Here is a 17,960-nt window from a genome sequence, read left to right as displayed (position 1 = left end):
TATGCAAAAAACTTATCAAGAATTAGTTATTAAGACGAATAATTTAGAGTTTATTAGTGATTTTGTATTTGCATTTGATATTGATGCAGTTGAAGAAAAAAACAATGAGTTAATAATAAGAAGCGATAAAAGTCTTGATGATTTAATTTTTGCTTTAGATGAATTACAACAAAGACTTAATGATTGTAATTTAAATATAAACCTTTCTTATTCTCTTAGCGAAAAAGAAAATAAAGATTGGATAGACGAATATAAAAAGAACATAAAACCAATACTAATAGATAATATATATATTCATACTACTTGGCAAGAGCCTAAAGTTGGTTGTATTAATCTAAAAATAGATCCAGCTTTAGCTTTTGGTTCAGGTCATCACGAAAGCACAAATTCATGTGTTGAGTTCTTGCAAAAATACACTAAAGATTGCAAAACAGGACTTGATGTTGGCTGTGGTAGTGGGATTTTATCTCTTGTTATGGCTCAATATGGTTTAAACGTTGATGCATGTGATACTGATGAGCTTGCAGTAATTAGCACAAATAATAATTTTAAACTAAATAATCTTAGTTTAAATAATATATGGCAAGGCTCTTGTGATAAAACTAATAAAAAATATGATTTAGTAGTGGCTAACATAATTGCTGATGTAATACTTATAATAAAAAATGATTTAATAAAAAGACTAAATGAGAACGGAGTTTTAATTCTTTCTGGTATTTTAAATACTTATTCAGAAAGAATTAAAAGTCAATTTTCTTCATTGTGTTTAGTAGATGAGAAATTAAAAGGAGATTGGCTAACTTTAGTTTATAAGGTGAAAAATGAATAATAATGAAAATAAGAATTCTAACAAAAATCCAATAGTAATATTTTTGATTTTTTCACTATTGGTATTCGGTGCGTTTTCTTTATTTTTTGAAGAAGGCGGATTAGCTGATAACAATAATAAAATAAGCTATTCAGACTTTAAGAAAAAAATAGAGTCAGGTGAAATTACAAAAGTTCAAATAGGACAAACTCAAATAAAGGGTAGTGGTAATTTTAATACAAACTATACAGCAAATCTAGTAAGAGATTCAAATTTAACTACATTACTAGATGAAAAAAATGTAAATTATACTTCTTATTCAGAAAATAACTTTTTATCAAATTTATTATTTACTTGGATTATTCCTATCTTTATATTTTTTGCAATATGGGGCTTTATTACAAGCAGAATGCAAAAAAAAATGGGTGGTGGAATACTAGGGATTGGCAATTCTAAAAAATTAGTTAATTCAGAAAAGCCAAAAGTTAAATTTGATGATGTAGCTGGAGTTGAAGAAGCAAAAGAAGAAGTAAAAGAAATAGTAGATTTTCTAAAATATCCAGAAAGATACATTAAATTAGGTGCAAAAATACCAAAAGGTTTATTATTAGTAGGACCTCCAGGAACAGGTAAAACACTTTTAGCAAAAGCAGTAGCTGGTGAAGCTGAAGTTCCATTTTTTAGTGTTTCAGGTTCAAGTTTTATTGAAATGTTTGTCGGTGTTGGTGCTAGTCGTGTAAGGGATTTATTTGAAAATGCAAAAAAAGAAGCTCCTGCAATTATATTTATAGATGAAATTGATGCTATTGGTAAATCTCGTGCTGCAGGCTCTCACATGGGAGGACACGATGAAAGAGAACAAACTCTAAACCAGCTTTTAGCAGAAATGGACGGCTTTGGTTCTGAAAGTCCTGTTATTGTGCTAGCGGCTACAAATAGACCTGAAGTATTAGATGCTGCATTACTTAGACCAGGTCGTTTTGATAGACAAGTATTAGTTGATAAGCCTGATTTCAAAGGAAGATGCGATATTTTAAGCGTTCATATGAAAGATGTTAAAATTGCTAAAGAAGTAAAAGTTGAAGATATTGCAAGACTTACAGCTGGACTTGCAGGAGCTGATTTAGCAAACATAATCAATGAAGCAGCACTTTTAGCAGGTAGAAATAATAAGAAAGAAGTAGAACAAAGCGATTTGACCGAAGCAGTTGAGCGTGCAATCGCTGGACTTGAGAAAAAATCAAGAAGAATTAGCGATAAAGAGAAAAAAATAGTAACCTATCATGAATGTGGACACGCATTAATTGCAGAAACTACAAAAGGTGCTAAAAAAGTTACAAAAGTATCAGTTATTCCAAGAGGTTTAGCTGCACTTGGATACACTTTAAATACTCCTGAAGAAAACAAATTCTTAATGCAAAAGCATGAATTAATAGCTGAAGTTGATGTTCTTTTAGGTGGTCGTGCAGCTGAGCATGTATTTATAAAAGAAATATCAACTGGTGCAAGCAATGACTTAGAGCGTGCAACTGATATTATTAAAGCTATGGTTTCAATGTATGGAATGAGTGATATTGCAGGTCTTATGGTTCTTGAAAAGCAAAGAAATCAATTCTTAGGTGGTGGTCAAACCATAAAAGACTATTCAGATGATATGGCTCAAAAATTAGATGAATATGTTAAAAATTTACTAAACGAAAGATTTAATGCCGTAGTTACCACATTAGAACAATATAGTGGTGCCATTGAAACTATGGTTGAAAGACTTTATGAAAAAGAAGTTATTGAAGGTAGTGAGGTAAGAGATATTATTAAAAACTACGAAGTAGAAAACAACTTAGAAACAAGATTAAGTGAGATTGAAAAATGAATTTAATAGCAAATTGTGGAAAAAGAATAATTTTAGTAGCTTGGATAATTTTTATACTTTTTACTTGGATTTTTTCTTTTTCTTGTTTGCTTTTTGTAGTTTTAGTTTTTTTACATTTATTTTATAAAAGAGTAGAAAGAGAAATTACAGATGATGATATTAATAATATAGTAAGTCCTATTGATGCAAAAGTAATAGAAATTAATATAGATGAAGAAAATCAAAAAATAATATTAACTTTAGATAAAACTTACTGCGGCTTATTTCTTAACTCATCAGAAATAAGAAGTGTTATAAAATCAGATAATATTCAAACGCAAGCAATTAATGGATTAAAATATAATGATAATTTTTATTCAAATGCTACTAAAATTACTTTTAACGAAGAGATATCTTGTATTTTTAAACCTGCTAAATACTGCGTAAAATCAATATATAATACAAATAAAGCTTTAAAAGGTCAAAGGATAGGATTTTTCTCAGTAGGCTTAATAGATATTATTTTGCCATACAATAGCACACTTTTAGTGGGTGTTGGAGATAAAATTTTGGCTAATTCTAATATAGCAAGAATTGGAGAATAAAAAATGGAAAAAAATTCTCATAAACTAGCATATATTTTACCTAATCTATTTACAGCGGCTTCTATTTTTTTAGGAGTTTTAAGTATGCTTGCATCAATTAAAGGTGATTATGATAAAGCTATGATTTTAATTATTGTAAGTTTAATATGCGATGGAATGGATGGTAGAGTTGCAAGACTTACAAATACGGCTTCAAAATTTGGTGTTGAGTTTGATAGCTTGGCTGATATTATAGCTTTTGGTGTAGCACCTGCAATATTATTTTATTTTAATTTAGGTCAAGAATACGGAAGACTTGGCTCACTTGCTATGGCTCTTTTTATTATATTTGGAGCAATTCGCTTAGCAAGATTTAATGTAACCACAGGCACTTATGATCCTAGAGTATTTATAGGACTTCCTATACCAACCGCAGCTGTTGTTTTAGGAGTTTGGGTAGTGTTTTATAAACACCATTGTGATGGTTCTCATTTTATGGGAATTTTCATAATTTTTCTTACATTTTTATTATCATTTTTAATGGTAAGTAATGTTAGATATCCTAGTTTTAAAAAGATTGAATTTAAAAAAGCAAATATATTAAAAGCATTAATTGTTTTAATTTTTGCATGTTCGTTAATATTTTTGTTTCCTTTAGAAATATTTACATTAATTATGAGTGCTTATGTTATCTATGGTTTATCAAGAGCAATTTATAATCTTTACACGAAAAAAATAAAAAAGGAATGAGATGTTAGAAAATAATAGCGTTGCAGTTTTTATTGATGCTGAAAATGTTCCTGCAAAATATGCTAAAGACATTTTTGATTATGCTTCAAATTATGGCAATGTTATTATTAAAAGAATTTATGCTGATTGGAGTAAAGAAAATATCCAAAATTGGCGTGAAAAAATATTTGATTATGGCATTATTGCAATGCAACAATTCTCAACCTCATCAGGCAAAAACTCATCTGATATGTATCTTACAACCGAAGCTTTAAGTATATTTTATGAAAAGCAAATTGATGTTTTTGTAATAGTTTCGGGAGATAGTGATTATACAAGTTTAGTTCAAAAATTAAGAGAAAATAATAAATTAGCAATAGGAATAGGAACAAGTAAATCTATTAAATCTTATGTTAATTCATTTAATGAGTTTTTTTATTTAGATAATGAAAAAGCAAAAATAAATGACAAAGATAAATTAAAATCTATTCCACAAGAACAAAAGCACGAATTAGAACAAATAATTGAAAATCTAATAGATGAAAGAAATAGAGCTGAGTATGCAGTAATTAATTCTTTAATGCAAAAGAAATACTCTGATTTTCAAGCTAAAAACTATGGCTTTAGTAATTTTAAACAATTAATGCAAGAATTTTTAAAACAACATAAAAAATATCAAGAAAAAGTATCTGATGATAGATGCACATATTACCTTGAACTCCTTCGCCCAAGCAAGGGCGATTTAGAATAAATTAAAATATACACACATTAAAACATAACTAAAATTAAACTAAAGGAAAGAAAATGAGCGAAAGAATTATAATATTTGATACAACTTTAAGAGATGGTGAACAAAGCCCAGGTGCTTCAATGAATACAGAAGAAAAAATCCAAATAGCCTTAGCACTTGAGCGTTTAGGCGTTGATGTTATGGAAGTTGGCTTTGCAGCATCTAGCCCAGGTGATTTTGAAGCAATTAATAAAATCGCACAAATTATTAAAAACTCAAGCGTTTGTTCGCTTGCACGCTGCGTTGAGAATGATATTATTCAAGCAGGTAAAGCACTTGAGCCAGCAACTAAAAAACGCATTCATACATTTATTGCAACAAGCCCAATTCATATGGAATATAAGCTTAAAAAAACTCCAGCAGAAGTTTTAGCAACTGCAGTTAAAAATGTTAAATTAGCTAAAAGCTTATGCGAAGATGTTGAGTTTTCTTGTGAAGATGCTTTAAGAAGTGATATAAATTTCTTAAAAGAAATGGCAGATGCAGTCTATGAAGCAGGTGCAAGAACATTTAATATCCCTGATACGGTTGGATATAGATTACCTGATGAAATATATAAGGTATTTAAAGAAATAAGCGATTATACAAAAGGAAGGCTTATAGTATCAGCACATAATCACAACGACTTAGGCTTAGCTACTGCGAACACACTTGCTGCTATTAAAGGTGGTGCTAGACAAATTGAAGTTACACTAAATGGTTTAGGAGAACGTGCAGGAAATGCAGCTTTAGAAGAAGTTGTGATGGCTTTAAAAGTTAGAGCTGATGAGTTAGGAGAATTTTACACCACTATAAATCATAAAGAAATATATCCATCAAGTAGATTATTATCAAACATAATCGGTGTAAATCCACAACCAAATAAAGCAATCGTAGGTAAAAACGCATTTTCTCACGAAAGTGGCATTCATCAAGACGGAGTATTAAAACACCCTGAAACTTATGAAATTATGAAAGCTAGTGATATTGGCTTAATTCAAGATAATTTGGTTTTAGGAAAACACAGTGGAAGAGCAGCATTTAATGATAAATTAAAAGCACTAGGCTTTAGCTTAGAAGCTGAAGAATTAAATCGTGCATTTGCTGAGTTTAAAGACCTTTGCGATAAGAAAAAAGAAGTGTTTGATGATGATTTAATAGCTATTGTAGCTGCTGATAAAATTAAAATTGAAGAGAAATTTAAGCTTATCAATCTTCAAGTAAGCGATTGCTCATCAGCACTTGCAACTGCTGCTGTAACTATGGAATGTGAAGGCGAAACTATCCGTGAAGCTGCTATTGGAGATGGTGTAATTGATGCAGTATTTAAAGTAATTGATAGAGCAAGTAAGGTTAATGGTAGCTTACTTGATTACAAGGTTGATGCAGTTAGTAAAGGTAAAGATGCCCTAGCTCAAGTAAGTGTTAAGGTTAGTTTTGAAGGTCAGCGTGCTATTATTGGACACGGACTTGATTTAGATACTATGAAAGCTAGTGCTAAAGCATATTTAGGTGCTTTAAATAGCTATATTTCAATGAATAAATAATGCAAGAAATTATAGATTTTTCAAATGAATTTAACAAGTTTGCTAAGGAGAATTCCTTAGCGCTTGTTGAATTAGAACAAGCAAATTTCATAGCTGCATCAAAAAATGTTTTAAACTTAGAAAATATAGTAAAAAACATTATTTCTTCAACATTTTATAATTTATATAAAGGCGTAGTTTTTTCTGATTTAGATTTATTCATAGATAGAATACTAATATCACAATTTAGCCTAATTGATAAAAAACATATGATGTTATTATTAATCGCAAGTAGAAGTGAAAAATACGCACAAACACTAGCAGGAAATCTAAAAGAAGATGAGAGAAAATTCCTTAATTCTTATCTTAAAAAAACAAAAGAATTTGTAAATTATGTCCTTGATAAAAACAATAAAGATGAAATAGCTTTATTTTTATACGATTTAAATGCTTTTAGAAAATATATTAAAAAAGATGAGTTTTTAATGCCGATGAAAATTACTCAAGCATTTAACTGGGTTAAAAAAATAGAAGAAAAAGATGTTTTAAAAGAGTTAGAAAAAACAAATCAAGCATTATTTTTATCAAGAAGAAAATATTATGATAAATTAGACTTATACAAAGACTTGGTAAAAGATTATAAAAATTACGAAAAACGCTTAAATATTTTAATAAAAGATATTCAAAACAAATTCTAATTTCCTAATTCAAATTCCACAAATTTTTTTAAGAATTTGAATTAGGAATTTGATTTCGTAATTATACGAAATCAAATTATGATTACTTACTCAAAGCCTCGTTTAAATCAAAAGGCCAAGCTTGATAACCGGTAGTATCTTTTAACTGAATTTCAACACTTGGAGTTGTTGAACCATACTTAAACTCCATTAAATAAGGACTTGGAGCAGAAGTAAATGCACCATTTGCTAAATCAAAATTAGCTCCTGCAGTAGCCGAATAAGTAAAAATTGAGTTTTTATCAGCATTGTATTTTGTTAAAGATGTTACAGGACTATACCACTCATGCCCTCTTTGCTTACCATATTCCCAAACTTGCTCTACACTCATTTTTTTCTCATCTATTTTATAAACAACAGCACGAGAATACTTTAGCGTAGCAAATGCAGGTTGTTCCATACCACGGCTATCTCCATTATCAAATACCGTAATATAAGTAATGCCTTTTTTGCTCATTTCATTAATTATATAAGCTGTATGTTGTGTCCATGTAAAGTCAAATCCGCCTTCATCATTTTCATATCCTGGGCATTTGCTATAATCATCTTCACAAACTATTTTTTTACCTTTATTATCAACAGGTTGTAATAAATACTTTCTAAACTCATCTTTCCAACCTTTATGAGCGCCTAAAATCCATTTGATTTTTTTATCACGACCAATTTTTACAATAGCATTTTGATGGCGTGATGAAATTATAATGCTATCATCAAATTTATCATAACTAACGCTATTTACATGAGCCCAGTTTCTACCTGCTCCAGTTCCTACAATATCTCCAAACTTATCGCTACTATCAAGCTTAGCTAATTCTTCAGCACTTAAAGTTTGACCTGCTTTATTTGCATCAATATTTAAACAAACTGCACCTTGATCAAGAACTTTTAAAGCTATATCTCTATATGGATCAAGTATTTCGTATAATCTCCAATCATCAACAACGTTACCATCTCTATCAATCTCTACGATAACATCTCTTACAGTTCTAACATTTTTACCATCAGGGCGAAGGGTATTTGCACTAGCAACCCTTAAAAAATAATTACCATTAGCAGCTACATCTAATTGATGTGAGTAATCAACATAATTAGCAGGCAAACGACGATTGAAAATCTCTCTTCCCATAATATCGTATTTTGCGTATCTTTGACCATAACCCCAAACTAAAGCACCATCAGTATCTTGCTTAAAGCCCATCATAACACCAGCTTTATATTGTTGTTCAAAATCATAAATAGGATTTGCGAACATATACCAGCGAACATCACCTGCTGTATCTATTATGAAATTTTGTGGATAATAATTCCATTCTAAAGCACCACCGGTAGGATTATTCCAAACTACATTTGAGCCTGCTCCACTTTTTTCTGTAATATTATTTACAAAATAAAGCCTATCTTTAAACTCAGGATCTACCTTAGTAATCTTTGCTTCACTAAATAAAGCTGATTTTTGAAACTTTAGTCCATTAGGCTCTACATAAACAGCACTAGCATACATTTCATATACTTCATTTTCTATTCTTTCGCTTTTGCCGTTTGCTTCTTTTGTATAGCTAACTTTTACAGTATTGTAATAATCAGGATAAAGTCCAAATACAGGAATACCACCATGAGTTAATAAAAACTTATTAGCCACTTTATATTTTAAAGGCACTCCGTTTTCCTTAGGAACAATTTCAACACTAACATCACTTAATTTATATCCACCATTTTTAATTACTGCAGTAAGAGGTGCGATTTTATAAGGGTTCATTACAACCTCACCTATTTTGCCTTGTTTTGTATAATCAGTTTTTGCTCCACTAGCACCACCTATTGCATAAGCACTTGTTGAAAGAATTGCAGCAGCTGCAAATAAACTTAAAAATTTTTTCATCTTAAACTCCTATTTTTTAAAAGATTTTTCTACATCAATTGGATATGCACGGTATCCTATCGTTCCACCCATGCCTTTAAATCTTAATTCAAATAAAATCTCTTTGGTATTATAATCAACTTCATCTAAAATAGGCTCTGTTACGCCTGTTTTTGTCATAAGCTTACCAAGACCTGCGGTAGCTGAATACATAAATACAGAATTTGTTTTCGGAAAATACTCAGTAATTGAAGTAACTGGACTATACCAATCAAATCCTCTTTGTTTGCCATATTCCCAAACTTGCTCTACTGTCATTTTTTTCTCATTAATTTTATAAATTACACCGCGAGAATACTTATCAGTTGCAAATGCAGGTTGCTCCATACCTCTTGTATCACCATTATCAAATACGCTTACATAAACTTCATCTTTATTTGACATACTAGGGATTACATAAGCTGTGTGTTGTGTCCAAGTCCAGTCAAATCCACCTTCAGCATTTTCATATCCTGGGCATTTACTATACATATCATCACATTCAATTTTTTTACCCTTATTATCAACTGGTTGAAGTAGGTATTTTTTATACTCATCACTCCAGCCTTTGTGAGCACCTAATATCCATTTTACTTTTTTATCACGACCTAGCTTTATAACAGCACTTTGATGGCGAACAGAAATTATGATACTATCATCTCTTTTATCATAATTTGCACTATTTATGTGAGCCCAGTTTCTACCCGCTCCAACTCCTGTTACATCACCCCAAGGAGCGTTTTTATCTTCTAAATCTTCTTTAGAAGCTACTTGTCCAGCTTTATCCAAATCCACATTAAGACATACTGCACCTTGATCAAGCACAAGTAAATTTGTATCTCTGTAAGGATCAAGAATGTCGTATGTTTTCCACTCATCAAGCACATTACCATTTGCATCAACTTCTATGATAACATCACGAACTGTTCTTACATTCTTACCATCTTTTCTTTTTTGATCAGCACTTGCAACTCTTAAAATGTAAGTTCCTTTTTCTGTTTCTTCAATATGATGTGAAAAATCTATATATCCTAAAGGCAGTCTTTTGTTAAAGATTTCTCTACCCATTAGGTCATATTTCATATATCTTTGACCCATACCCCAAAGAAGATTTCCATCCTTTGTTTGCATGAAGCCCATCATATTACCTTTTTTGTAGATATTATTTGAATCTCTTATTTCATCAGCTTTTAGATACCACCTTACATCTCCGTTTGTATCAACCATCCAAACATAAGGCTCCAAATCCCATTCCATAGCACCACCTACTGGGTGATTCCACACAGCTTCTCCACTATCTGCTAAAGGTGAGCGGATTAGATGATTTACTAAATATAAGTTATTTGCTAGTTTTTTATCAGCTTTTTTGATTACTTCAGCTTTAGGAACTGGACTATATTGGTCTGTTCCTGTTCCTTTTGTATAAATTGGTGGAGCGTATATTTTATACTCTTCGCTAATTTTTTCACCTTTATCCTTGCCTATACTTCTTGTATAGCTTACTTTAACGGTATTTATATAATCAGGATAAAGACCAAAAACAGGAATTCCACCATGAGTTAAAACATCACTATTACTTGGCTGATAGCTTATTGTAACTCCGTTACCTTCTTTTCCAACAACACTAACGCTAACATCTTTTATATCGTAGCCACCATTTTTAATAATAGCTGTAAGAGGAGCTACTTTATATGGATTCATCATAACAGTTCCAATTTGCCCAACTGATTTATAACTAGCTGGACCGCTTGCACCACCTATTGCAAACAAAGGTACAGAGAACAAAATAGCACCCAAAACCATACTTCTTAAAATTTTATTTTTCATACCAAATCCTTTTTACATTCCAGCTGCCATAGAAGCAATTTTTGCTGCTTTAATAGCATTACCGCTAAATACTAAAATCAATGTAACAACAACCACTATAATTCCGCCAATTTTTGCACATTTGCAAGGTTTTGTTATAAATCCAACAAACATAGCTAAAAGTGCTGCAAAACAACAAACAAAACATAATAAACAAGCAATTGCCATATTCATAAACTTAAGGCTAGGTATTAAATACCAACCATTTGAATAAAAACCATCTTCAAAATCACCCGCCTCAGTTCCTACAAAAAATTGCTGAATCACACTTAAACTACCATATGCGTCTTCTGGCACAATAGGATTATCAAGCCCACACTCACCAGTAGGTAAAAACCAATTAGGAGCGATTTCATGTAGTGGTAAAGCAAAAGGATAAACTGGAATTTCTCTACAACCCTCAACTCCACCAAAAGCATTCGCACTATGAACTGCTTCGTGAATTTCATTTAATATAATACAAAAATTAAAACCTATTAAGCACCCATAAAAACCTAAAATATATCCGATAATTCTAATTATTTGATGTGGATAAGCTGCTGCAAGAATTCCACCTATTGCCATTACTATCATTGCATATCTAATATACACACATTGTTCGCAAGGCTGCATATATAAATAATCTTGAAAGAAATAATGAGCTACACAAGTAAGACCTAATGTAACTACTGCCATTAATATCCATAAAAGCCTACCTTCTTGTAGGCTTGTTAATTTATTAAGAAGCTTCATAACAAAACTCCTTACATGCTAAGTAATTCTTTTATTACCTCAATTAAAGCCTCAGGTGAGCTAATTTTAGAAATATTTACTTCATATTTTCCATTAACTACAAAACCTGGGGTTCCAAAATTTTTTGAAATAGGATCAGCTACATCATAAGAAGCAATTATTTCTTTTCCTTTTGCTGTATTTACGAAATTATCAAGATCAGCTTTGCTAATACCTAAGGCTTTTAAGCCAACATCGTAAAATTTATCAGGACTTGCCCCGTTATCCCATCTTTGATTTTTCTTAAAGTAAGCAGTAAAATATGCTTCACTTACTTTATGATGTAAGCTATTTGCATTTGCAAGTTTTCTTCCTGCTTTTTCATCTTCATTTTGTGCATAAGCTAAAACCTCAGCAGCTTGTTTGCCATAATCACCCATAGTTTTTACTAATAAATATCCAACTTTTACATCAGGAAATGTTGCTTGGATTTTTTCCATAGTTTTTGCTTTATGATGTGAGTAACAGTGAGTGCATCTATAAGACCAAATTTCATAAACAGAATTTGAAGCGTTAGGAATAGGTGTAGATAATTTTATATATTCATTACCTTCAGTTAGAGCGAATAAATTCCCCCCCCCCATTAACATACTAGCTAATACAAGCGAACTTGAAACTTTTTTTAAGATTTTCATCTTACTCTCCTTAAATTAAAATTATATTTTTATTTTAATTATTTAATTTTAAAATAAACTGAATATTTTTACGAATAATTACTTTATTATTTTATTTAAATATTGATAAAATACCTATAAATTAAATAAATTAGCAATTTTCTTAAAAATATATATTTAATTAATATTATTAAGAATATAAATGTTTTAATTTAAAGCCTAATTCCGAATTCAAATTCTTATTGATTTTTTTAAAAATGTAGAAAAATTAAACACAATTTGAGATTTTTTATAAAAAATATAAATTTTAAGCTAAAATTAATTTTAAAAAAGATAAAATAAAAAGTTTGTGCTTAAAAATAAGCTTAAGCGAAACTTAGAAAAACAAAGGCCTTTTACTTTTCTAAAACTCACGATAAGAAAGGTAAAAAATGTTTAAAAATTATACAAAAAGACAAGTTGCAATCATAACTTCGTCAGCTCTTGGAATGTGTCTTGAGATGATGGATATTATGTTTATTGCTTATGCGCTTAGCTCTATTATGAATGAGTTTAATCTTAGCGGTAAAGAAGCTGGATTTATCTCAACTGCAACGAATTTAGCAATGTTAGCAGGTGGGCTTATATTTGGTTTTTTAGCTGATAGATATGGTAAGATTAAAGTATTTTCATATTCAATTATTTTCTTTGCTGTTGGAACGGGGCTAATATTCTTCGCAAATACTTATTATTGGTTAATTTTATTTAGAGTTTTAGCTGGACTTGGTGCTGGTGGAGAATACGGCATTGGAATGAGCCTTATTAAAGATGAATTTGGCAATAAAAATATGGGGAAATACTCAAGCATTATTGCTATTTTTGGTCAAATCGGTGCTGCAATGGCTGCAATCTTAGCAGGAATGTTGCTGGCTTTCGGTTGGAGATATTTATTCTTAATCGGTCTTGTGCCTGTTATTTTAGCAGTTGTAATTCGCTTAAAACTTGATGAAGCACCGATTCAAAAATCAAGCAAACAAGAATTTCTTAAAGCATTTAAAAGCAATATTTATTTAAGCATTGCACTAAGCATTATGGCAAGTATTCAAATCGCAGGGTATTTTGGTATGATGAACTGGCTTCCTAAAATGGCTCAAACTAGCCTAAATCTAACAAGCTCAAGTGCAAGTTATTGGATGGTTAGCACTATTTTTGGAATGAGCGTTGGAATGTGGGTATTTGGTAAGTTTTTTGATAGATTTGGACCAAGACTTAGTTATGCAGTGTTTTTATTAGGCTCAGCTGCTTTAGTGTTTTCATTTGGCTTAGTTAGTAATTACACAGAGCTTTTAATAATAGGTTTTATCATAGGATTTTTTAGCAATGGAATGTTTGCTGGGTATGGTGCATTAGTAAATATTTTATATCCTGCAAATGTAAGCTCAAGTGCAAATAATCTAATAATAAACACAGGTCGTGCTGTTGGGGGCTTTAGCTCAGTAATTATTGGAATATTACTTGATTTATACGGAAGTGTTGTAGTCGTTATGGGATTTTTGAGTGCTTTATACCTTATAAGTTTTTGTATTATGCTAAGCTTAAAAGAATTAAAATATGATAAGTTTTTACAACTAAAGGAGAAAAATTGAAAACAATAATTGCCTTAGATTTTGATAGTTTAGAAGAGAGCAGAAATTTTGTAAAACAAATCTCATTTGATAATTTACAAAATTACGCAAAAGAGCATAATTGTGAATGCATTATGCCTTATCTTAAAGTTGGTATGTGGCAATACTACACTGCAGGAAATGATTTTTTAAAAGAGCTTAAAGATTTAGGTTTTAAAATATTTTTGGATTTAAAATTAATTGATATTCCAAATACAATTTATAACGCTACTAAAACGCTTTTAAAAAACGATATAGATATTTTAAGTCTTCATTCTTTTGCAGGCGAAAAAGCCTTAAAAGCAGCTGTTAATGCTAAAAATGAACTTAATAGCAAATGTGAATTATTTGGAATAAGCGTTCTTACATCTTTTAGCGAAGCTGAGTTTAAGAGCGATTTAGGATTTAATGGTTCAATTAGCGAATGCGTAAAGCAACGCACAAATATTTGCAAAATCGCAGGACTTGATGGCATAGTAAGTAGCGCTTATGAAGCAGAGTTTGTAAAATCTCAAGGACTTAAAAGCCTTACACCTGGCATTAGATTTAAAGGCACTGATGCAAACGATCAAGCAAGAGTTGCAACGCCAAAATTTGCACTAGAAAATAATATTGATTATATAGTAGCTGGTAGAATGATTACAAAAAGCACTAATCCTATTAGAGCTTATTTTCAATGTTTAAAAGGAGAAGAAAATGAATAAAGAAGTAGCTAGCGAAGTTGTAAAGATTTTAAAAGATTGTGAAGCGATTTTTATTAATACAAAAGAGTTTTTCACATATTCAAGCGGTATTAAAAGCCCTATATATTGTGATAATCGTGTATTAATTAGCTATCCAAAAGAAAGAAAAATAATAGCAAATCATTTAGCAAATTTAATTAAAGAAAAGGCAGGAGATGTTGATTACATAGCAGCGACAGCTACAGGAGCTATTGCTCACGGAGCTTGGGTTGCTGATATTTTAGATAAGCCTTTAATTTATATCTTATCAAAGAACAAAACCCACGGAAGAGCAAAAATGATTGAAGGAAGCTTTAAGCACGGAAGCACTTGCGTAGTATTAGAAGATTTAATCTCAAGTGGTGGTTCTAGTATAGCAGCAGTAAGCGCAGCAAGATCGCACGGACTAGATGTAAAAGGAGTGTTTTCAATATTTAGCTATGAACTAAATCAAGCTAAACAAAATTATGAAAGCATAAATTGTCCTGCATACTCACTTAGTGGATTTTCTGCATTTAGCGGATTTTTAAGTGATGAAGAAGTAAAAGTGCTAAACGAGTGGCGTGAAGCTCAAAAATAATCTTAATTCCTAATTCAAATTCTTTTAATTTTTTAAGAATTTGAATTAGACTTTTATATCAAGCAATTTTGTTTCGCTAAGTTCATTTATAAAGTCTTTTGTATAAGATATAAAATCTCCTAGCTTATCGTTATTAATCAAATCGTTTAATTTCTCTTCACTTATTTTTAATTCATTGCTTATATTTTGGATATTAAATTTTTGTAATATTTCTTTTTCGTTATTATCTAAAGATTGTGATTTTTTAAGTTTTTCAATTATATTATTTAGTTTGACTTGTTCTTTTACTCTTTTAATTTCTTCTTCAGCTATATCAACATCAGCTTGTTTGTGAAGTGGAATGCTCATAAAAGGTTGATCATCAAAAAACACTCCGTATTCATAAACAATATCTTTAAAATCATATTTTTCAGCAATTGTTATATAACCATCAAGATTTTTATCCATACTAATAGTTTTATCAAGTGCTTTGCTAATACTGCCTGCATTATCTTTATTGATAGCAAAAAGACTTGGAACATAACTTGCAACTTTAGTAGCTTGTCCTGAACCATCTTTAGTTGGCTCTATATATAAAGAAAATGCTCCTATAGTATAATTAATTTCTTTTTTATCTACTTCTCCATCGTTATTTCTATCAGCTGCTAAAAAATTACTTTTATATGCCACATCACTAAACCACCCAGCTACAAAACTTGCTGCATCTTTATCTAAAATAATGCCTTTGCTAGTATCAATGAAATTATCTTCATTAAAAAAGTCTTTTAATCTATTTACATTGCTTTCGCTAAGTTTTACTCCGATATTGCTCTCATCAAATTTAAAAAATACATTGTAATTTTGCTCTTTATTTGTCTTAATCTCAAAATTATTTTTATTTATATTATCTTTTAAATTGCTAATATCTTTAGTATTTAATTCTTTAGCTTTAACATTATCAGCCCAAGAAATTGCTATATTTTTTACTTGCGATATGTCTATTTTCATAAAACTCCTTTATTGCTTTAAATCGGTTAGATTACAAAAATCTTAATTCCTATTTCAAATTCTTTAAGAATTTAAAATCGGAATTAGCTAATTGTTACTTATCGTTACGAACTAACTATTTTTTTAAATAAAATCATAATACTATTTATTTAAGTTAGATTATAATAATTTAAATCAAATTAAAGAAAGGAGCTTTTATGAAAAAAGCAGTTTTAGCTATTTTAGCTTTAGGTTTTATTTGTAACGCAAGTGCGTATTCTTGGAGTATGAGTTTTCCGTGGGCAGGTTCTTGGAGATGGCCATACATAAGCACAGAAAAAGCTAATGTTTATAAAAATCAAAGACCAATTGATTGTGGCTATAGCTATAAATACAGAAAATATATGTGTGGAGATTATTAACATAATGGCAGTTTTACTGCCATTAAACTTTTTTAAAATATATCCGATTTAAAGCAATAAACATTAAGGATTACTTATGAAACACTATATCAACAATACTGCTAACACTGCTGTTATGTGGCAAAGTCAAGTTGCTAAAAAAGAATTAAGCACACAAGAGCTAGCAAGTATAAATGCTAGTATAGAAAACAATTCTTTTAGTATTAAAACAAACAGAGCACAAGATTACAATACTTATTTTAAATTTAATAATGAAAACATAGGAGTGAAATTAAATGAAGCTAGCATTGAAAAATTAAAAGAATTTTTTGATAGTGATAATTTCATTGAAACTAGCAAAGGCATTATCTTAGATAAAGACGCAGCAAGTTATGTCGCTGGTTGGTTTAATGATATTGCGTATAAACAAAAATTCTTAGAAGCCGATAGTAATAATAATGGAGAATTAACTCATAAAGAAGCAAGAATTACATTAGGTGGATTTCGTGAAGATGCAGTTCTTATAACCGATGAAAAAACCAAAGAAAAATATATAATCTCAAATGCTATTACTAAAACTTATGAAGAAAGTAGTTTTTTACCAAAAAATGATGCTTATTATTCAGATATTTCAAGTTCTATAAATGATGCTATAAAAGATGATAAAAACCTTGATGGTATTATTACATTTGCTGAGTTTATGGATGTTGGCGAGAAGGGATATTTTGAAGATTTTATGAATGATAGTAGCTCTAATGCTCCTGCAATTAGCCTTGATGATTTGATAAATGGACTTACTAAGCACTCTAAGCAGCTTGCCGAAAAAGCTGAAGAAAAACTTGCCGAAGTAATTGCAAAGATTAAAAAACTTGGAGTTAGCAAGCTTGATCAAAGCGATAAAGATGTATTAATTCATCTAGGAATTGACCCTGCACCTTATGAGAACGAGTTTAGACTAAAACAAAGTATAAGCGATAAGCTAAAGATAAGCCCTAGCAAGGTTGAAAATCTAGCAAGTGAAAATAAATTAGATGAGTTTGTAAAATTTAGTCAAGATTTTATAAAAACTCTAAGCGAAACAAAGCTACTTGATATAAAAGCCTAATTCCGATTTTAAATTCCTTACAATTTTAAAAGAATTTAAAATAGGAATTAGCTAATTGTTACTTATTGTTACAAACTAATTATTTTTTAAATAAAATCATAATACTATTTATTTAAATTAGATTATAATAATTTAAATCAATTTTGAAAGAAGATTTTATGAAAAAAGCAGTTTTAGCTATTTTAGCTTTAGGTTTTATTACGAGTGCAAGTGCGTATTCTTGGAATTACTACTATACAGGCAGTGGTGCTTGGAGATGGCCTTTTATAAGTGCTGAAAGGGATAGCTTAAAAAGACAGCCAATAAATTGTTATTACGATTTTAATCAACACAGAAGAGTATGTTTTAACGATTAATTAAATGCTAGGTTATCCTAGCATTTAATTTGCTAAT

The 17,960-nt window shown here is 30.1% G+C and carries 18 protein-coding genes; 13 read left to right on the top strand and 5 right to left on the bottom strand.

The window, feature by feature from the left end:
• The first annotated feature begins 1 nt into the window (after position 1).
• The 7 genes from AVANS_RS01685 to AVANS_RS01655 are packed head-to-tail and all read left to right on the top strand — an operon-like array spanning position 2 to position 6,963.
• Positions 2–829 (top strand): 50S ribosomal protein L11 methyltransferase, encoded by an 828-nt coding sequence (locus tag AVANS_RS01685; RefSeq protein WP_239817931.1) that lies wholly within the window; start codon positions 2–4, stop codon positions 827–829.
• On the top strand, positions 822–2,678 hold the full coding sequence (gene ftsH, locus AVANS_RS01680; RefSeq protein ID WP_239817930.1) for an ATP-dependent zinc metalloprotease FtsH: 1,857 nt from the start codon (positions 822–824) through the stop codon (positions 2,676–2,678). The genes AVANS_RS01685 and ftsH overlap by 8 nt, the downstream gene beginning before the upstream one ends.
• Positions 2,675–3,262: a phosphatidylserine decarboxylase gene (locus AVANS_RS01675; protein ID WP_239817929.1), complete on the top strand. Its 588-nt coding sequence runs from the start codon at positions 2,675–2,677 to the stop codon at positions 3,260–3,262. The genes ftsH and AVANS_RS01675 overlap by 4 nt, the downstream gene beginning before the upstream one ends.
• A 3-nt stretch (positions 3,263–3,265) precedes the next feature.
• On the top strand, positions 3,266–3,991 hold the full coding sequence (pssA, locus tag AVANS_RS01670; RefSeq protein WP_239817928.1) for a CDP-diacylglycerol--serine O-phosphatidyltransferase: 726 nt from the start codon (positions 3,266–3,268) through the stop codon (positions 3,989–3,991).
• A 1-nt stretch (position 3,992) separates the two neighbouring features.
• Complete coding sequence (locus AVANS_RS01665; RefSeq protein WP_239817927.1) at positions 3,993–4,721, top strand: NYN domain-containing protein; 729 nt, start codon at positions 3,993–3,995, stop codon at positions 4,719–4,721.
• Positions 4,722–4,774: 53 nt separating this feature from the next.
• Complete coding sequence (locus tag AVANS_RS01660; RefSeq protein ID WP_239817926.1) at positions 4,775–6,286, top strand: 2-isopropylmalate synthase; 1,512 nt, start codon at positions 4,775–4,777, stop codon at positions 6,284–6,286.
• The gene (locus AVANS_RS01655; protein ID WP_239817925.1) at positions 6,286–6,963 is read left to right on the top strand and encodes a hypothetical protein; all 678 of its coding nucleotides are present in this window, start codon (positions 6,286–6,288) and stop codon (positions 6,961–6,963) included. Before AVANS_RS01660 ends, AVANS_RS01655 begins: the two co-directional genes overlap by 1 nt.
• Positions 6,964–7,045: 82 nt before the next feature.
• Here the strand turns inward: AVANS_RS01655 and AVANS_RS01650 are convergent, their stop codons facing one another.
• Genes AVANS_RS01650 through AVANS_RS01635 form a run of 4 tightly spaced genes read right to left on the bottom strand, consistent with a single transcriptional unit; the run spans position 7,046 to position 12,171 of the window.
• Complete coding sequence (locus AVANS_RS01650) at positions 7,046–8,881, bottom strand: aryl-sulfate sulfotransferase (RefSeq protein WP_239817924.1); 1,836 nt, start codon at positions 8,879–8,881, stop codon at positions 7,046–7,048.
• 9 nt (positions 8,882–8,890) lie between these two features.
• Positions 8,891–10,726 carry an aryl-sulfate sulfotransferase gene (locus AVANS_RS01645; RefSeq protein WP_239817923.1) on the bottom strand — a complete coding sequence of 612 codons (1,836 nt, stop codon included), beginning with the start codon at positions 10,724–10,726 and terminating at the stop codon, positions 8,891–8,893.
• A gap of 12 nt (positions 10,727–10,738) precedes the next feature.
• Positions 10,739–11,497, bottom strand: a complete 759-nt coding sequence (gene dsbI, locus AVANS_RS01640) for a protein-disulfide oxidoreductase DsbI (protein ID WP_239817922.1) — start codon at positions 11,495–11,497, stop codon at positions 10,739–10,741.
• An 11-nt stretch (positions 11,498–11,508) separates the two neighbouring features.
• Entirely contained in the window at positions 11,509–12,171 is a 663-nt protein-coding gene (locus AVANS_RS01635; protein WP_239817921.1) for a thiol:disulfide interchange protein DsbA/DsbL, read from the bottom strand.
• A 410-nt stretch (positions 12,172–12,581) separates the two neighbouring features.
• Between AVANS_RS01635 and AVANS_RS01630 the strand changes: the two genes are divergently transcribed.
• Genes AVANS_RS01630 through pyrE form a run of 3 tightly spaced genes read left to right on the top strand, consistent with a single transcriptional unit; the run spans position 12,582 to position 15,095 of the window.
• Entirely contained in the window at positions 12,582–13,775 is a 1,194-nt protein-coding gene (locus tag AVANS_RS01630) for an MFS transporter (RefSeq protein WP_239817920.1), read from the top strand.
• The gene (gene pyrF / locus AVANS_RS01625) at positions 13,772–14,497 is read left to right on the top strand and encodes an orotidine-5'-phosphate decarboxylase (protein ID WP_239817919.1); all 726 of its coding nucleotides are present in this window, start codon (positions 13,772–13,774) and stop codon (positions 14,495–14,497) included. Before AVANS_RS01630 ends, pyrF begins: the two co-directional genes overlap by 4 nt.
• Positions 14,490–15,095, top strand: a complete 606-nt coding sequence (gene pyrE / locus AVANS_RS01620) for an orotate phosphoribosyltransferase (RefSeq protein ID WP_239817918.1) — start codon at positions 14,490–14,492, stop codon at positions 15,093–15,095. Before pyrF ends, pyrE begins: the two co-directional genes overlap by 8 nt.
• A 45-nt stretch (positions 15,096–15,140) precedes the next feature.
• Here pyrE and AVANS_RS01615 read toward each other — a convergent pair whose 3' ends face one another.
• On the bottom strand, positions 15,141–16,082 hold the full coding sequence (locus AVANS_RS01615) for a hypothetical protein (RefSeq protein ID WP_239817917.1): 942 nt from the start codon (positions 16,080–16,082) through the stop codon (positions 15,141–15,143).
• Between the two features lie 197 nt (positions 16,083–16,279).
• Between AVANS_RS01615 and AVANS_RS01610 the strand changes: the two genes are divergently transcribed.
• The 3 genes from AVANS_RS01610 (at position 16,280) to AVANS_RS01600 (ending at position 17,923) form a co-directional block, all read left to right on the top strand.
• On the top strand, positions 16,280–16,483 hold the full coding sequence (locus tag AVANS_RS01610; RefSeq protein ID WP_239817916.1) for a hypothetical protein: 204 nt from the start codon (positions 16,280–16,282) through the stop codon (positions 16,481–16,483).
• Positions 16,484–16,559: 76 nt separating this feature from the next.
• A complete protein-coding gene (locus tag AVANS_RS01605; protein WP_239817915.1) occupies positions 16,560–17,567 on the top strand; it encodes a hypothetical protein in 1,008 nt (335 codons plus the stop codon).
• Between the two features lie 158 nt (positions 17,568–17,725).
• Positions 17,726–17,923: a hypothetical protein gene (locus tag AVANS_RS01600; RefSeq protein WP_239817914.1), complete on the top strand. Its 198-nt coding sequence runs from the start codon at positions 17,726–17,728 to the stop codon at positions 17,921–17,923.
• The last annotated feature ends 37 nt before the right edge of the window (positions 17,924–17,960 follow it).

The organism is Campylobacter sp. RM5004, from assembly GCF_022369455.1.
In the GTDB taxonomy this organism is placed as follows: domain Bacteria; phylum Campylobacterota; class Campylobacteria; order Campylobacterales; family Campylobacteraceae; genus Campylobacter_E.
This window is presented reverse-complemented; position numbering and strand designations above follow the sequence as displayed.

Coding starts and splice junctions, on each gene's coding strand:
- AVANS_RS01685 (WP_239817931.1), top strand. CDS start 2: ATGCAAAAAACTTATCAAGAATTAGTTATTAAGACGAATAATTTAGAG.
- ftsH (WP_239817930.1), top strand. CDS start 822: ATGAATAATAATGAAAATAAGAATTCTAACAAAAATCCAATAGTAATA.
- AVANS_RS01675 (WP_239817929.1), top strand. CDS start 2,675: ATGAATTTAATAGCAAATTGTGGAAAAAGAATAATTTTAGTAGCTTGG.
- pssA (WP_239817928.1), top strand. CDS start 3,266: ATGGAAAAAAATTCTCATAAACTAGCATATATTTTACCTAATCTATTT.
- AVANS_RS01665 (WP_239817927.1), top strand. CDS start 3,993: ATGTTAGAAAATAATAGCGTTGCAGTTTTTATTGATGCTGAAAATGTT.
- AVANS_RS01660 (WP_239817926.1), top strand. CDS start 4,775: ATGAGCGAAAGAATTATAATATTTGATACAACTTTAAGAGATGGTGAA.
- AVANS_RS01655 (WP_239817925.1), top strand. CDS start 6,286: ATGCAAGAAATTATAGATTTTTCAAATGAATTTAACAAGTTTGCTAAG.
- AVANS_RS01650 (WP_239817924.1), bottom strand. CDS start 8,881: ATGAAAAAATTTTTAAGTTTATTTGCAGCTGCTGCAATTCTTTCAACA.
- AVANS_RS01645 (WP_239817923.1), bottom strand. CDS start 10,726: ATGAAAAATAAAATTTTAAGAAGTATGGTTTTGGGTGCTATTTTGTTC.
- dsbI (WP_239817922.1), bottom strand. CDS start 11,497: ATGAAGCTTCTTAATAAATTAACAAGCCTACAAGAAGGTAGGCTTTTA.
- AVANS_RS01635 (WP_239817921.1), bottom strand. CDS start 12,171: ATGAAAATCTTAAAAAAAGTTTCAAGTTCGCTTGTATTAGCTAGTATG.
- AVANS_RS01630 (WP_239817920.1), top strand. CDS start 12,582: ATGTTTAAAAATTATACAAAAAGACAAGTTGCAATCATAACTTCGTCA.
- pyrE (WP_239817918.1), top strand. CDS start 14,490: ATGAATAAAGAAGTAGCTAGCGAAGTTGTAAAGATTTTAAAAGATTGT.
- AVANS_RS01615 (WP_239817917.1), bottom strand. CDS start 16,082: ATGAAAATAGACATATCGCAAGTAAAAAATATAGCAATTTCTTGGGCT.
- AVANS_RS01610 (WP_239817916.1), top strand. CDS start 16,280: ATGAAAAAAGCAGTTTTAGCTATTTTAGCTTTAGGTTTTATTTGTAAC.
- AVANS_RS01605 (WP_239817915.1), top strand. CDS start 16,560: ATGAAACACTATATCAACAATACTGCTAACACTGCTGTTATGTGGCAA.
- AVANS_RS01600 (WP_239817914.1), top strand. CDS start 17,726: ATGAAAAAAGCAGTTTTAGCTATTTTAGCTTTAGGTTTTATTACGAGT.